At 50.4% G+C, this 19,405-nt stretch carries 1 protein-coding gene; it reads left to right on the forward strand.

Annotated elements, in window-relative coordinates; genetic code table 11:
• Positions 1–245: 245 nt before the first annotated feature.
• Positions 246–19,355: a BapA/Bap/LapF family large adhesin gene (locus AMBT_RS13370; protein ID WP_013785164.1), complete on the forward strand. Its 19,110-nt coding sequence runs from the start codon at positions 246–248 to the stop codon at positions 19,353–19,355.
• Positions 19,356–19,405: the final 50 nt, after the last annotated feature.

The following is a 19,405-nucleotide window of genomic DNA, read 5'->3' on the forward strand; positions in this document are numbered from 1 at the left end:
GTACTCATATATATAAACAAACCCAGATATAAAATTTATCTCAATGTGAACATAGCCTAGTAGTAAATTTAAAATCCTGCCAACCATCATAAATCTAATTCTGTCTTAAAATTAACAAATTAGGGAGAAACACCTAGAGATTCGACAAAGGTATGCCAATACCTGTACCACGGTCCGGTAACCAATTTTATTTTCGCTGCTAGGCTTAAGTAAAAAGTGTTAGTGCTATTTAAAAAGGGACCGAAATGGCCAATGTAATTGTGGTAGAAGTAAACGGTGAAGTATTGGTAGAACGCTCTAAGACGAATGAGCAATTTGCTGCTAGTGAAAATACAGTCTTATCTGAAGGCGACAGCCTAATTATCCCCGATGGTAGTACAGTACGCGTCAGCGTAGACGGAATTATTAAAGAATTACCTGCTGGTCAAACAGTTACCTTCCCTCTTCAATTAGACTTTTCAGATTTTGACAGCGATGACGAATTCGCTGTTTTTGACGAAAGTGTTGAAGATCTTAATGCCTTGCTTGATCAAACTGGAGATAGCCAAGACCTCGACCAAGACTTTTTAGACGTACTTGCTGGCGATGACGATATTTTAGAGTCGTTAGAAGCAACCGCTGCTGGTTTAGATGGTGGCGGCGGTGCAGGAGGGAGTAACTTTGTTCGAGTAGATAGAATCAACGAAACTGTAGACCCTGTCGCTTTTGAATTTGAGCAAGGCGCTAACGGTAACGAAGAACTAACGTCAGAACAGTTTGGTGACGGCGGTGACGAAGCCACAGACATTACCATAACACTCAACGCAACGCCTCTTGATAACGATTCTACCCCGACGATATCGGGTACCACTGACGCAACGCCGGGTTCTACCGTGACCCTAACGGTGACAGACAGTGCGGGTAACGTACAAACGCTTACCACCACCGTGCAAGCTGACGGTACCTTCTCTGTAGATGTGCCTGTGGAATTAGCGGAAGGTGAATATTCTGTTGAAGCTACGGTTACGGATGCGGCAGGCAATACTGCCACCGATGCAAATACTGGTGAAATTGATACTACCGCACCGGTAATTTCCTTAGATGCACAAGGCACTGACAACGACACGACGCCTACGCTTTCAGGTACTACTGATGCTGCGCCGGGTTCTACCGTTACGCTAACGGTGACAGACAGTGCGGGTAACGTACAAACGCTTACCACCACCGTGCAAGCTGACGGTACCTTCTCTGTGGATGTGCCTGTTGAATTAGCAGAAGGTGAATATTCCGTTGAAGCCAGCGTTACCGATGCCGCAGGCAATACTGCAACCGATGCCAATACCGGTGAAATTGATACGACTGCACCAGCAATTTCCTTAGATGCACAAGGCACTGACAACGACACTACGCCTACGCTTTCAGGTACTACTGATGCTGCGCCGGGTTCGACAGTGACCCTAACGGTGACAGACAGTGCGGGTAACGTACAAACGCTTACCACCACCGTGCAAGCTGACGGTACCTTCTCTGTAGATGTGCCTGTTGAATTAGCAGAAGGTGAATATTCCGTTGAAGCCAGCGTTACCGACGCCGCAGGCAATACCGCCACCGATGCCAATACCGGCGAAATTGATACTACCGCACCGGTAATTTCCTTAGATGCACAAGGCACTGACAACGACACGACGCCTACGCTTTCAGGTACTACTGATGCTGCGCCGGGTTCGACAGTGACCCTAACGGTGACAGACAGTGCGGGTAACGTACAGACGCTTACCACCACCGTGCAAGCTGACGGTACCTTCTCTGTAGATGTGCCTGTTGAATTAGCAGAAGGTGAATATTCCGTTGAAGCCACTGTTACCGATGCGGCAGGCAATACAGCCACCGATGCCAATACCGGTGAAATTGATACTACCGCACCCGATATTACGTTAGATGCGCAAGGCACTGGCACTGGCACTGGCAACGACACCACGCCTACGCTTTCAGGTACAACCGATGCCACACCAGGCAGCACGGTTACGTTAACCATTACCGATAGCGCGGGCAATACGCAAACCGTGACTGCCATTGTTCAACCAGACGGCACTTACAGCGCAGACGTACCGGCTGAATTAGCTGAAGGTGAATTTACGGTTAACGCCAGCGTAACAGATGAAGCAGGAAATACGGCTAGTGTCGAAGCACAAGGCGCTATCGACGTGACTGCGCCAACTATCTCATTGAACGATCCTGGAATAAATGGCGATGCTACACCCACACTTTCTGGTTTAACCGATGCGGTGCCAGGAAGCACAATCACACTAAGCGTTACAGATAGTGCAGGCGTTACTCAAACCTTCTCTACCACCGTACTAGCCGATGGAACTTTTACTGTTGAAGTTCCAAATGCGGTGGCTGAGGGTACATACAGCGTGACTGTCGAGGTAACCGATGGTGCGGGTAACACAGCGCAGGCAACAGCAAGCGGTGATTACGATTCTACGAGTCCTTCGACGACCGTGAACCAACCTGCGCCAACGAACGACACAACGCCCAACGTGTCTGGTGAGACTGATGCGCCTCCTGGCAGTGAAGTCGTTATTGTTGTTACAGATAGCGAGGGTAACGAACAAACAATAGTTACCACTGTAGGCGCAGACGGCACATTCAACGAAGATGTACCAGCGGAGCTTAGCGAAGGTGAGTACACGGTTGACGTTACTGTTACGACACCAGCAGGTAATAGTTCTACCACCACAGTAACCGGTGAAATAGACACCACAGCGCCGGTGATCAGCCTTGAACCCATTGGTTCAACTAATGATGACACGCCAGTGATAAATGGCGACACTGATGCAGAACCAGGTGCGGTGGTAACGCTAGATATCGTACACTCAGACGGCACTACGCAAACCATTACTGCAATTGTGCAAGAAGACGGTAGCTTTAGTGCTGAAGTTCCGCAAGCACTCGCAAACGGTGACTTTACTGTAACCGCTACTGTGTCTGATGTAGCGGCCAATACCTGTTCAACGTCTATCGATGCGGTTATCAACACCCAAGGCCCGAATATCGTTATTGAAACCGGTTCTCCTACCAACGGTAGTGAGGGCATCGGGGGCTCATCAGACGCACCTAACTCAGAGGTAGTGGTTGTTATCACCGATAGCGACGGCAACAGCCAGACAATAACAGGTACAACAGATGAGAATGGCAACTTTAATGTAGCCTTTCCTCCAGGCGCTGAAGAGGATGAATACGACATTGAAGTGACGGTGGCAGACGAAAGTGGTAATAGCTCAACTGCCACGGCCACCACTGTACTTGATACCACCCCACCGGTTGTGAATATCGATCCGCAAACTGATGCTAACGACACAACACCTACTATCTCGGGTAATACAGATTTACCAGCGGGTAGCGAGGTCGTTATTACCGTCACCGATAGTCAGGGTAATGCGCAGACCGTCACCGCCGTTGTTGATGAAAATGAAAGTTTCAGCGCCGATGTGGATGAAGCGCTAGCAGAGGGCAACTATGAGGTCTCTGTCGAAGCAACTGATGCAGCGGGTAATACAACTTCCGCTGTCGACAACAGTGGCAATATAGACACTACCGCGCCACCGCTATCTCTAGACCCACAAACTGACGGCAGCGACACCACGCCAACGATTTCTGGTACTACCGATTTACCGCCTGGTTCAACGGTAACTATTGTGGTTACCGACAGCGCGGACAACACACAAACCATCGATGCAATCGTTAATGATGGCGGTAATTTCAGCGTCGACGTGCAAACGCCGCTTACTGAGGGTGAGTATACCGTAGAAGCCAGTGCTACAGATGATGCAGGTAATACGACTATCGTTACTGAAGATGGCGGTAACATCGATACCCAAGCACCTACCATTGCACTAGAACCACTTGGCACGAGTAACGACACGACACCTTCGATTAGCGGTTCAACGAATTTAGAAGCGGGCAGCACAGTTACACTTACCGTTACCGACAGTGCAGGAAACAGCCAAACCTTTCCCGCCACAGTAGACACTAACGGCGAATTTAGTGCAGACGTTCCTGCTGAGCTCGCTGACGGCGACTACACAGTTGAAGCAACAGCAACCGATGCAGCGGGCAATAGTGCTTCAACGGCACAAACAGGCAGTGTGGATACCAATTCGCCAAACTTAACGCTTGACCCACTAGGGGATGACAACGACACCACTCCTACCATTTCGGGTACTACCGATTTGCCCACTGGCAGCACTGTAACAATGAGTGTTACTGATGCGCTTGGCAATACACAAACATTTACGGCTACTGTCGACGGTTCGGGTAACTTCAGTGTTGATGTGCCTAACCCGTTAGCGGAAGGTGAATATAGCGTTACTGCTACGGCAACCGATGCAAACGGCAATTCGGCAACAGCAACGGAAACCGGCGGTAATATTGATATTACGTCCCCCCTAGTTAACTTAGATGCTCAAGGCAGCACTAATGATGCTACGCCAACCATTTCTGGTAACACAGACCAGGCACCTGGTAACAACGTATCAATCACAGTTACAGACAGTGCAGGAAATACGCAAACCTTTGTTGCTGTAGTCGGAAACGATGGGACCTTCTCAGTCGATGTACCAGCAGAGCTTGCCGACGGCAACTTTACCATCACCGCAACAGTCAATGACGATGCGGGTAATCAAGACTCTGCGTCAACACAGGGCAATATTGATACCGCAGCACCAACGCTATCGCTTGATCCACAAGACATTGGCAACGATACCACGCCATTAATTAGTGGCACGACTGATTTACCACAAGGTAGTACGGTTACACTGGCCGTCACCGATAGCGCAGGTAACACGCAAACTATCAATACCTTGGTCGATGCAAACGGCAACTTCTCTGTCGACGTACCACAAGAACTGGCTGATGGAGACTTTACTGTTACTGCCACGGCTGAGGACGAAGCAGGCAATGAAGCTTCAGATAACGCAACCGGTAACATTAACACCAATTCACCTACATTAGTGCTAGATGGACAAGGCGAGACGAATGATAGCTCGCCCACTATTTCTGGTTCCAGCAGCTTACCTGAAGGTAGTACGATAACGTTAACCGTAACGGATAGCGCAGGTAACTCGCAAACTATTACCGCGACAGTAGACACCGGCGGCACCTTCAATGCAGATGTAAACGTCCCACTCGCTGATGGCGCTTACACAGTTACCGCCAGCGCAACTGACAGTGATGGCAATACCACAACGGTGACCGATAATGGCGGCACCATTGATACTACTGCGCCAGCGCTAACCCTTGAAAACCCGGGAAGCACGGGTGACACGACCCCTACGCTTTCAGGCACCACTGACCTTCCAGGAGGAAGCACAGTCACGCTTGTCGTAACTGATAGCGCTGGAAATACACAAACTGTCAATGCCTTGGTCGATGCAAATGGTAGCTTTAGTGTAGATGTGCCAAACGCAGTAGCTGACGGCGACTTTACTGTTACCGCCAGTGCAACTGACAGTGCAGGCAATACCGCAAATGCCAATACAACAGGCAATGTAGACAGCCAAGCGCCGCTGCTAGCGCTTGACACGCAAGTCTCTACCAGCGACGTAACCCCTACTATCTCAGGAACTACCGATGTAGCCCCTGGCACTCTTGTCACTATTACGGTAGTTGACGCCACTGGTGACTCGCAAAGTTTCCAAGCCGCAGTACAAGCAGACGGAACATTTAGCGCCGATGTGCCTGCAGCATTAGCTGAAGGCGACTTTACCGTTACGGCAACAGTAAGCGATGCGCAAGGCAACACCGCAACGGCAAACGAGGCAAATGGAAACATTGATACGCAAGTGCCTGTTGTCAACGTTAATCCGTTAAACTCAGGTAATGACACAACGCCGGTTATTTCAGGTAATACAGATTTACCCGAAGGCGCTGTTGTTGTGATCAACATAACTGACAGTAATGGCGACACACAAACCATTAACGCATTGGTTGATGCCGATGGCAACTTTGCTACAGAGGCATTGTCTCCACTGCCTGAAGGCGACTATAGCGTAGAAGTTACTGCAACAGATGATGCTGGTAACTCAACAACCACATCTGAAGATGGTGGCAATATTGACACCACTGCCCCTGTGCTTACGCTAAATCCGCAAGGTACAGGCAACGATGAAACGCCTAACATATCGGGCAACACTGATTTAGCACCGGGAAGCACGGTAACATTAACTGTTACTGATAGCGCAGGCAATACACAAACCTTTGACGCCATTGTGGATGCGAATGGTGACTTCAGCGCGGATGTTCCAAACGCTATACCGGATGGCAGCTACACGGTAACAGCAAGTGCCTCAGACGATGCAGGCAATACAACCACCACCTCTGATACCGGTACGCTAGATTCCAGCGCTCCTGCACTAACGCTAGAGGCTCAAGTTACGGTTAGCGATACTATTCCAACCCTATCAGGTACGACTGACCTACCCGCGGGTTCAACCGTTACGCTTTCCGTCATTGACAGTGCAGGCAACACGCAAACCTTTACAGCACTGGTTGATGCAAGCGGTAATTTCAGTGCTGATGTTCCCGCGCCACTTGCCGAGGGCGATTACTCAGTAACGGCTACCGCCACTGACAGCAGTGGCAATAGTGCTTCTGTCACTGATAATAACGGTGTCGTCGATACCGTCGCCCCTGTTATCTCGCTAGATACGCTGGGTTCAAATAACGATACTTCGCCTACCATTTCGGGCACTACCGACTTGGCAGCAGGTGAGAGCGTTACGCTTTCGATTACCGACAATGCAGGAAATACCCAAACCGTTACGGCAACGGTTGATGCAAACGGCAACTTCAGTGTGGATGTGCCAGTTGCGCTAACCGAAGGTGACTATACCGTAACCGCAACAGCTAAGGATGAGGCAGGCAACAGTTCGACAGCCAGTGCAGCGGGCACCATTGACACCACAGCGCCTACCTTAACGTTAGACCCTCAAGGGCTAGGCAATGACACAACACCAACCATGTCGGGTAGCACAGATCTAGCTGAAGGTAGCGTTGTATCCTTAGTTATCACGGATAGTACAGGCAACATTCAAACGGTCACGGCAACGGTTGATGCTGCAGGAAACTTTACGGTGGACCTACCCGCGGCACTGGCTGAAGGCTCGTATAGTGTTGAAGCTACAGCCACTGATGAAGCAGGCAATAGTACTTCGATACTCGATAATTCGGGGAATATCGACACAACGCCACCTGAGCTAAACCTAGATGAATTAGCGCCAGAAAATAATCTAACGCCAACCATTTCCGGTCTCACAAACCTTCCGGCTGGCGCAATTGTTACACTGACAGTCGTCGACAGTGCAGGTAACACGCAAACCTTTGCGGCAACGGTACAAACCGACGGCAGTTTTGCAGCCAATGTACCTTCACCCTTAGCTGAAGGTGACTATACGGTCACCGCAACGGCTCAAGACCCGGCGGGCAACCAAGGTTCTGCTTCTGAAACTGGTGGTAGCGTAGATACCACAGCGCCAGTAATTACCCTAGATCCATTTGGCACTGGAAACGATACCACGCCAACTATTAGCGGTAGTACAGACTTGGACGCAGGAAGCACAGTGACTATCACAGTCACTGATAACACTGGCACTGAGCAATCGTTTACTGCAACCGTAGATGATAACGGCGACTTCAGTGCAGATGTGCCTAACCCTATGGCTGATGGAAACTTTGACGTTACTGCAACTGCGACTGATGCAGCGGGTAATACCGCTACAGATACAGTAAGTGGCGATATAAACTCAGCGGCGCCGACCTTATCGCTTGAACCATTAGGAGCAGATAACGACACCACGCCGACTATTTTAGGTAATACCGATATAGCACCAGGTAGCACGGTAACGCTAATCGTGACTGACAGCGCTGGAAACACGCAAACATTCACCGCCACAGTACAAGGTGATGGTGGCTTTACTGCTGATGTACCTGCAGGCTTATCTGAAGGTGACTATTCTGTTACTGCTACAGCCACAGACGGCGCAGGCAACAGTGCATCGGTAACTGAAAATGGGGGTAACATAGATACAACGGCCCCATCAATCACCATTGATGCACAAGGGCTTGGTAATGATGCAACACCGTCTATCTCTGGCACCACAGACCTCAATGCTGGCGATACGGTAAGCATAAGCGTGACAGACAACGCTGGAAACACCCAGACATTCACAGCCACAGTGCTAAACGATGGCACTTACAGTGCTGATGTTCCCGCCGATTTAGCTGAAGGCAGTTTCAGCGCAACCGTTACTGCTACTGACGATGCGGGTAATTCTGCAACGGCAATAGATAACAGCGGTGTCATAGACACAGCAGCGCCAACGATAACGCTAGACGCACTAGACCTGACTAACGACGCTACGCCGACTATCTCGGGAACTACCGACTTATCTGCGGGCAACACAGTAAACATTAGCGTGACTGACAGCCTAGGCAATACGCAAACCTTCACCGCCACAGTTCAAGCGAACGGTAGCTTTAGCGCTGATGTGCCGGTTGACCTAGCACAAGGCGATTACACCGTAGAAGTGACGGCGACTGATGATGCAGGTAATCAAAACACAGCGATTGATAACAACGGTGTTATTGACACCACCCCACCTGTTATCAACTTAGACCCGGTGGCAAGCGGCAACGACGCAACGCCAATATTAGGTGGTACCACCGACCTACCAGAAGGTGCGACTATAACGTTGGTTGTCACCGATGCTGGTGGCAATGTACAAAATCTTACCGCTACGGTTAACGCGGATGGCGCTTTCTCTGTTGAAGTACCTGGCGCGCTTGCTGACGGCGACTACAATGTGTCAGCCAGTGCCAGCGATACTGCGGGCAATAGCACGACAGTAACTGGTAGCGGCAATATTAATGCTAGCGCCCCGGACATTACGCTAGATGCCCTTGGTCAAACAAACGACGCGACCCCTCTCATCTCAGGCACAACTAACGCCCCAGTTGGTGCCACCATCACCTTAACAGTGACAGATAATGCTGGAGCAGTTCAAACCTTTACTACAGCCGTACAAGGCGACGGTACCTTCAGTGCAAGCGTACCTACTGATTTGGCCGAAGGTAGCTACACTGTTGTCGCTGAGGTAGATGACAGCGCGGGTAATACAGGCTCTGATTCCGAAACTGGCGGTGTGATAGATACCACTTCACCGACTATTGATGTGACAGAACTGGGAATTGGCAATGATGCAACGCCAACAATTAGCGGTACCGCAGATCAACCTGTTGGAAGCACGGTTTCTATTACAGTGACGGACGATGCTGGAAATGTACAAACCTTGTCAGCAACGGTGCAAAGCGACGGCTCCTTTAGTGTAGACGTACCTGTCACTTTGGCGGAGGGTAACTACACGGTTCAAGCAACGGTTGTTGATGAGGCTGGCAATACAGCCTCCGACGCTGAAACAGGCGTAATAGACACCCTATCCCCCGTTATCACGCTGGACGAACCTGGCACGGTAGGTGATTCAACACCAACCATTAGCGGTACCGTAGATTTACCGCAAGGCTCTACAGTTCAAATAACCGTTGTTGATAACGCAGGCAATACCCAGGTGTTTAACGCACTGGTTACCACGGGTGGCGTGTTCTCCACTGACGTGCCAGCAGCGATGGCTGAAGGCAGTTTCACTGTCTCAGTAACCGCCACCGATACAGCAGGGAACAGTACAACAGATAATGAAGCAGGCGTAGTTGATACACTTGTACCTACACTGACTATAGATGTTGCAGATACCACTAACGACGCTACTCCGCTTATTACAGGCTCAACCGATGAACCTGCAGGCTCTGTAATCACCATTTTGGTAACCGATAGTGCTGGTGCGACCCAGACCTTAAGTGCAGTCGTACAGGCCGATGGGTCCTTCTCTATATCCCCGGGTACCAATTTAGCTGAAGGCGACTTCACGGTAAGCGCTGCAATCGACGATGATGCAGGCAATACAGCGACAGCGAGTGATACTGGAAACATAGACACTACACCGCCGTTGTTGACGTTAACCCCACTTGAGGAAGGCAACGACACGACGCCGACTCTGTCTGGTAGCACTAACCTAGCGCAAGGTAGTGAAGTTACCCTTGTGGTAACTGACAACGCAGGAAATGTTCAAACCATCACAGCGACTGTTGATGTAAATGGAGACTTTACGGTGGATGTGCCTGTGCCTTTAGCAGAAGGGGCTTACAGCGTTGAGGCCACCGCGAGTGATGATGCAGGTAATAGCACCAATGTTGTAGACAATACGGGCGTTATTGATACAACAGCCCCTACCCTATCATTAGACGCACTAGACTCAGAGAATGACACAACGCCGACTATATCGGGTAATAGTGACCTGCCTGCTGGCGCAACGGTGACTATTACGGTTACAGATAACGCAGGCGTAAGCCAGACCTTCGATGCAACCGTTCAGGTAGATGGCAGTTACTCAGCCGATGTGCCTGCCCCTATGGCTGAGGGAGGCTATACCGTCACGGCGGTTGCCCAAGACTCAGCCGGCAATGAGAGTACTGCTACTGAAACAAACGGCAGCGTAGATACAACCGCCCCAACCATTACCCTAGATGCACAAGGCACAGGCAACGATACCACGCCCACGATCACCGGCAGCACCGATTTAAGCGCAGGCAGTTTAGTGACCATTACCGTTTCTGACAGCGCAGGCGCTGAGCAGACATTTACGGCTATTGTCGATAGCAACGGTAATTTCAGCGCAGACGTGCCCAATGCAATGACAGACGGAAACTTCGATGTTACCGCTACCGCCACCGATGCAGCTGGAAACTCAGCGTCTGATACTACTAGCGGAAATATTAATCTGGCGGTGCCGAACCTAACCTTGGATCCGCTTGGTACAGGAAACGACACAACCCCAACCATTTCCGGAACTACAGATATCCCTCCAGGCAGCACGGTATCCATCAGCGTTACCGATAATGCTGGCAACACGCAAACGTTTGACGCAACCGTTCAAGCCAATGGTACCTTTTCTGTAGATATGCCAGCAGCCTTATCTGAAGGTAATTATTCTGTCACTGCAACGGCGACAGATGGTGCGGGCAATACGGCAACCGCAAACGAAAATGGCGGAATTATCGATACCACTGCGCCTGCGGCACCCACTGTTGATGCTGGCAATGGTACTGAAATTACCGGTACTGCCGAAGCGGGAGCTGTCGTAAACGTAGACGTTGACGGCGATGGCACACCTGATTTTACGGTTACCGCTGATGGCGATGGAAATTGGTCAGTAACACCCACTACGCCGCTAACAGATGGTGTGGTTGTAACGGCAACGGCTATCGATGAAGCAGGCAATACTAGTGGTCCAGCATCTGACACGGTAGACGCTGTTGCGCCAGTGGTTGCCTTCAATGACTTAACGACTAACGATACCACACCTGCACTTACTGGCTCGGTGGACGACCCAACCGCCACGGTGGTCGTTACCATTAACGGTATTGACTACCCCGCCACCAACAACGGTAATGGCACGTGGACGCTGGCTGACGATGCCGTGGCTGCTCTTGCTGAAGGTAGCTATACCGCCACCGTTACTGCAACCGACCCTGACGGTAACGTCAGCACCAATACAGGCACAGTAGTGATTGATACCACTGTACCTGCAGCACCTACTGTCGATGTAGGTAATGGCAATGAAATTTCAGGTACCGCAGAAGCAGGCGCAACCGTGAGTGTAGACGTAGATGGCGACGGTACGACAGATTTCACCGTTATCGCGGATGGCGATGGCAACTGGTCAGTCACGCCAGCTACATCGCTTGCCGATGGTGTGGTAGTGACGGCTACCGCCACTGATGAAGCAGGCAATGTCAGTGCACCAGCGTCAGATACGGTAGACGCTGTTGCGCCAGTGGTTGCCATCAGTGACCTAACCACTAATGATACTACGCCAGAGTTAATCGGTACGGTTGATGATCCAAGCGCTATCGTAGTAGTCACTATCGATGGTGTGGACTACACCGCGTCTAACAATGGTGATGGAAGCTGGACGCTGGCTGACGATGCCGTGGCTGCTCTTGCTGAAGGTAGCTATACCGCAACCGTTACTGCCACTGATGCCGATGGTAATGTAGGTGCAAATTCAGGTACTGTAGTTATTGATACTACACCACCTGCAATACCAACTGTGGATGCGGGCAACGGCACCGAAATTACCGGTACCGCCGAAGCAGGCAGCGAGGTCAATGTTGATGTAGACGGTGATGGTATCCCAGATTTCACCGTCACTGCTGATGGAGATGGCAATTGGAGTATTACGCCTGATACACCCCTCGCCGATGGCGTTGTAGTGACAGCAACGGCGACTGACGTGGCGGGTAACATTAGCAATCCAGCCTCAGATACGGTTGATGCGGCAGCGCCAGTCGTAGCCTTTAATGATTTAACAACTAACGACACTACACCGGCGCTTACTGGTTCGATTGACGACCCAACAGCCACGGTGGTTGTTACCATCAATGATGTGGATTATACCGCCACCAATAACGGTGATGGCACTTGGACACTGACCAACGATGCAGTGGCGGCTCTTGCAGAAGGTAGCTATACCGCAACCGTTACTGCAACCGACCCAGAGGGTAATGTTGGTACAAATACAGGCACAGTAGTGATTGATACCACTGTACCTATAGCCCCCACAGTTGATGCCGGTAATGGCACCGAGATCACAGGCACTGCGGAAGCAGGTGCGTTAGTTAGCGTTGATGTAGACGGCGACGGCACACCTGATTTCACCGTTGTCGCTGATGGCGACGGCAATTGGAGTATTACGCCTGATACACCATTGGCAGATGGCGTTGTAGTTTCAGCAACCGCCACAGATGACGCTGGCAATACCAGCGCACCTGCATCTGACACAGTAGACGCCGTAGCACCTGTGGTGACCATCAATGATGTCACCACCAACGACACTACGCCGGCATTAACGGGTTCGGTTGATGACGCGTCAGCTACCGTTGTGGTCACCATCGACGGGAATGATTACACCGCCACTAATAACGGTAACGGCACGTGGACGCTAGCTGACGACGCAGTAGCCACATTGGCGGAAGGCAGCTATACCGCCACCGTTGCTGCAACCGACCCTGACGGTAACGTCAGCACCAATACAGGCACAGTAGTGATTGATACCACTGTACCTACAGCCCCCACAGTTGATGCCGGTAACGGCACTGAGATTACAGGCACTGCAGAGGCTGGCGCAACTGTAAATATAGATGTGGACGGCGACGGCACGCCTGATTACACCGTGACTGCCGATGGTGATGGTAACTGGAGCGTAACGCCAGATACACCATTAGCAGATGGCGTTGTAGTTTCAGCAACCGCCACAGATGACGCTGGCAATACCAGCGCACCTGCGTCTGATACGGTTGACGCTATAGCACCGGTAGTGGCAATTAATGATTTGACCACCAACGACACAACACCTGCACTGACAGGCACAGTTGACGATGATACCGCTACGGTAGTCGTTACCATTAACGGTATTGACTACCCCGCCACTAATAACGGTAACGGCACGTGGACGCTAGCTGACGACGCAGTAGCCACATTGGCGGAAGGCAGCTATACCGCCACCGTTACTGCAACCGACCCAGAGGGTAACGTCAGCACCAACACGGGCACAGTGGTAATTGATACTACAGCACCAGCGGCACCTACCGTGGAAGCGGGCAACGGCACTGAAATTACCGGCACAGCCGAAGCGGGCGCAACGGTAAATGTAGATGTAGACGGCGACGGCACACCTGATTTCACCGTTGTCGCTGATGGAGACGGCAATTGGAGTATTACGCCAGATACACCATTGGCAGATGGCGTTGTAGTTTCAGCAACAGCCACAGATGACGCTGGCAATACCAGCGCACCTGCGTCTGATACGGTAGACGCAGTGGCACCTGTAGTAACCATTAATGATGTATCGACAAACGACACTACGCCTGCACTAACGGGTACAGTTGATGACGCGTCAGCTACCGTTGTGGTCACCATCGACGGGAATGATTACACCGCCACTAATAACGGTAACGGCACGTGGACGCTAGCTGACGACGCAGTAGCCACATTGGCGGAAGGCAGCTATACCGCCACCGTTGCTGCAACCGACCCTGACGGTAACGTCAGCACCAATACAGGCACAGTAGTGATTGATACCACTGTACCTACAGCCCCCACAGTTGATGCCGGTAACGGCACTGAGATCACAGGCACTGCCGAAGCAGGTGCGTTAGTTAGTGTTGATGTAGACGGTGACGGCACACCTGATTTCACCGTTGTCGCTGATGGCGACGGTAATTGGAGTATTACGCCAGATACACCATTGGCAGATGGCGTTGTAGTTTCAGCAACCGCCACAGATGACGCTGGCAATACCAGCGCACCTGCGTCTGATACGGTAGACGCAGTGGCACCTGTAGTAACCATTAATGATGTAACGACCAACGACACTACGCCTGTACTAACGGGTACAGTTGATGACGCAACGGCTACTGTAGTAATAACCATCGACGGCGTTGACTACATCGCTACCAATAATGGTAACGGTACCTGGACGCTGGCCGATGACGTAGTTGCTACACTCGCGGAAGGTAGTTATCCAACATCTGTTACTGCAACTGACGATGCGGGTAATACCGATACCGACACAGGTACTGTAGTAATTGATACCACTGCACCTACGGTAGCCATTAACGATCTAACCACCAACGACACCACACCAGAGCTTACCGGTACAGTGAACGACCCGAATGCGATTGTAGTGGTGACCATTGACGGCAACGACTACACCGCTACTAATAACGGTAACGGTACTTGGACACTAGCCGATGATGCAGTTGCCTCGTTAGCTGAAGGTAGTTACCCAACGTCAGTGACTGCAACGGATGCCGCGGGTAACACGGTAACCAACACGGGCACGGTGGTAATTGATACCACCGCGCCTACGGTAGCCATTAACGATCTTACTACTAACGACACTACCCCGGAACTTACCGGTACGGTGAACGACCCGAATGCGATTGTAGTGGTGACGATTGACGGCAATGACTACACCGCTACTAATAACGGTAACGGTACTTGGACACTAGCCGATGATGCAGTTGCCTCGTTAGCTGAAGGTAGTTACCCAACGTCAGTGACTGCAACGGATGCCGCGGGTAACACGGTAACCAACACGGGCACGGTGGTAATTGATACCACCGCGCCTACGGTGGCCATTAACGATCTGACCACCGACGACCCCACGCCAGCGCTTACTGGTACGGTGAACGACCCGAACGCGGTTGTGGTGGTCACTATTGACGGGAATGACTACACCGCTACCAATAATGGTAACGGTACCTGGACATTAGCTGACAATATTGTCGCATTACTCGCTGAAGGTAATTATACGGCAACGGTTACCGCTACAGATGCTGTAGGTAATTCTGACTCAGCTACAGGTTCAATTGTTATCGATACCAGTATTGATGAAAACAATAATGGCCAAACGGTGACGTTCGATAGTATTTCAAACGACTCTGGGGTGGCTGGAGACTTTATAACGAGCGATAGCACGCTTATCTTTAATGGAACGGTGGACCTTGGTGACAATACTACCCTAACTGTTACCGTTGATGGCACGTCCTATACCTTTGGCACTGACCCTGAACTTACTATTGATGGCAGCGGCAACTGGAGCCTGGATTTAACTGGCACAACGTTACCTGCGGGTACCTATGCCGTAGTGGCAACCGTCACTGATGAGGCAGGAAATACTGCGAGTACCGCTAGTCAAAACGTAGTTGTACAAGCGCTTGATGCCATAAACGACGGCAACGCCGTTGATATGGGTGAGCCTGTGGTGACGGTGAACCCACCAGAGACCACCAGCAACGTAGATGTTATCGGCTTGGCTGAGTCTACAGGTGGTGTCGATGCAAGTGCATCCTTTACCGTTTCCCCTAACCATGTGGGTGAAGTATTAGTAGAGGTTGACCAAATAGCACTGGTTGCTGTTGCCGATGCCTACATTGTTGAGGTGTATGACGAGAGCGGTCAGCTTGTTTACAAAGGAGTAAGCGCAGATTCACAACTTGCCGATGTCGGTGGCCTAGACATTTTTGATGTTACCGGCGACGAGACCATTTCGTTCACGTTAGCAGGCCTTGATGCTGGCAACTACAGTGTGGTGGTCCGCAATGATGAGAACTTACTTGAAGACTTATTGGACAACGACAATAGTAACGATGTTGACCTTGATGAACTTGGTACAGCTGGCGTTGTACTTGGGCCCGATAATCAAGCAGTCGTTCTTGATACTATTGAAACCACGTTAAATACCGACGTTTTAGGTATTCCACTTGATACGGTTGGCACGCAAGTAAGGGGAGTACTAGAGACACTTCTGGATACGACTACAGTCATTGGCGCAGGCCAGCTTGTTAATTTACTTACCGCCCCTCTTGATGCAATTGGCTTAACTGGCTTCTTTGATGACATTTTAAGTGTTGTTGCCGATGCGTTGCTTAGCAATACCTTAACCCTTTTACAAGACACTGACATTACCACCACGTTAACGGAATACACTTATTCGGGTGATTTAGTGGCGCAAGGTAACCTGATTAATGGTGATTTAAGTGGCGTGGGCGCAGACACTATCTTAGACGGCGCGCAAGTGACGCTTGTTACCAATGCATCTGGTGATAGCGTTGCTGTTCCTGCTACAGGTACAGTTACTATTCAAGGTAATTATGGTGTACTAGAAATTGCTGCAGACGGTACGTACACCTATACCACCGACGGCGACCGCAGCGCAATTGGCAAAGACGAAGTGTTTAACTACACCTTATCAGACGGTGAAACCTCTGATATTGCGGCACTTACCATCTCCATATCTGGTAGCGACTTCCCACCAGTAGTAGCCCAAACCGATAACAATGATATGGAGCTGGGCGCACAAACCGCCATTGTGAACGCCCCAGTCACCGACAGCGACTTCCAAGTCATTGGCTTAGCCGAAGGTTCACCTGCGGCGGGTTCGCCAGAGGCTAGCACAACGCTTACCGTTGACGCGGGTTTCTTTGGTGAAGTGGTTGTAGAGGTCAGCCAAACAGCGCTGGTTGCCGTAGCCGATGCGTATCGTGTTGATATTATTGATGCAGATGGCAACGTGGTCGCAACAGCAATGACGCCGGACAACCCGTTAATAGGTGATGCGGTGGGTATAAACCTTATCGGACTAACCGGCGATGACACCCTTGTAGCAAAATTCTCAGGGCTACCTGCCGGTGATTACACCGTGGTTGTTCGCAACGACGAAAGCGCCCTTGAAACCTTATTTGATCAAGATAGCGACGGTTCCATTACATTAACGGAATTAGGTGATGGCGGCGTGGTTCTTGGTGAAGAAAACCAAGAGGTGGTACTAACTGCCCTTGAGGCCGCACTAAACGGCACTAACGCCAGCGTATTAAATGGGCTTGGTTTAGGTACAGTTGTACGCAATTTCATTCTGGAACCAGCTTTAGGCGCAGCAGATACCATAGGCGCAGGCGACTTAGTGAGTACCATTACCACAGGACTTAATCTATTAGGGCTGGGTACACTGGCAGATACCGTATTAGACGCGGTTGCGGCAGCATTACTAAGCAATACGCTCACTTTACTACAATCTACCGATATAACGTCAACGCTCACTGAATACGCGTTTGAAGGAAGCACGACAACATCGGGTAATGTTATCGATGCCGCTAACACAGGCGATGTGGCCGATAGTATTGCCGAGGGCGGCGTAGTGACGCAAGTTACCCCTACCAATGGTGAGACGGTGACCGTATTAGGTACTGGTTTATCTGGCATTACCATTGAGGGTGACTATGGCGATTTAACTATATTTGAAGACGGTAGCTACACCTATGTAGCCAACGGCGTGCGCGATGGCTTGGGTAGTACAGATAGTTTCAGCTACACCATTTCAGATGGTACTAACACCTCTACCGCAAACTTAAACTTCAACCTATCAGGACAAGGGGTATCTGCGGACTCGGCGCGGGCAGAGCTGATCTATGATTTTGCCACTGCGGCTGGAGTGTCAGAGCCAGATGCTCTTACCTATGAATGGACTCTAGGGGTTGAGCTCTTCGGTGTGACTATTGTTATACCTTCTAATGTAGATACAGTAAGTAATAGCATTATCGTTGCCGAAAATACCGTCCAAGATATCACTCTCACCGTAGATGGCGGTGATCTGCTCTCTCTCGGCTCAGGACTCGATCTATTCATTGAACGAAATAACAACGGCACGTGGGAAGTTGTAGAGACATTTTCCAGCGATCAGTTGATAGGTTTATTAGGCCTCGACGGTAATGGTGTATTTACTTCTTATGGTCTAACGGAAGGTGAGTACCGAGTGACAATGGACGTGGACACAGGAGCAGCCAGTGCTCTTGGTGGCGTTAGTGTCGATTTAAGCTCAACAGTTCACTTCTTAGATCAATTTGTTGTTGAAGAAATTCAAACCGCGATCGGCAACCTGTTCGAAAACGATGTACTGTTTGGTTCAACGTACGACGTAACCCTCTCTACTGATGGAACAACGTTCCAAGACCCAACGGGCGGCATTACGTTAGTGGGTGATTACGGCACGCTGCAAATTGACGAAACGGGCGCGTACACTTATACCCCGGACAATACGCAAGCCGTATTTAGTGGAACCTTAACAGATACCTTTACTTACCGTATTGAGTATCCAGATGGTACTGTCGAACAGGCTGAGTTTAACGTATTTGTGACGGCATCTGGCGAAGGTGTACCAGTAGCAGAAACAAGTAACTCAGCTGAAACTATGGCAAATAGTTCATCGGAGTCGGTAAGTGCATCACAAAGCTCAGAAACGGAAGCTACTGATGAACCCAAAGCGCCTAACGTTATTGAATTTAGTGGGCAGTCTGAACAAACCGTCGAGTTAAACACTGATTCTCAAGTGGTGACATCTGAGAGCACATTGCCGGAAGATATAATTACCCTTCCAGAGGAAAACGATATTGTTACCATCGGGCTGGAAACCGAAGTAACGATTGATACCGTAGATCTTGAGCTTCCACCAGAAGATTTGATTCTACCGTCGATAGAGTCTATTCCTTCTGATTCTGAAAGCGATAGCACATCGGTAGCTGAGTCTGGGCAGGTGTCTGGTGATACTTCTAAAGAGAGTGACGGCAGTATTGGCATTGCGACTCCAACGGAGTCAGATGTGCTAAAAACAGCAATCGATAAATTCCCAACAACGGATATTTAATGTAAAAGAGGCTTAACGATAAAGGCCCTGATACAGATGTATCAGGGCCT

The organism is Alteromonas naphthalenivorans (assembly GCF_000213655.1).
GTDB classification, from domain to species: Bacteria; Pseudomonadota; Gammaproteobacteria; order Enterobacterales; family Alteromonadaceae; genus Alteromonas; species Alteromonas naphthalenivorans.

Coding starts and splice junctions, on each gene's coding strand:
- AMBT_RS13370 (WP_013785164.1), top strand. CDS start 246: ATGGCCAATGTAATTGTGGTAGAAGTAAACGGTGAAGTATTGGTAGAA.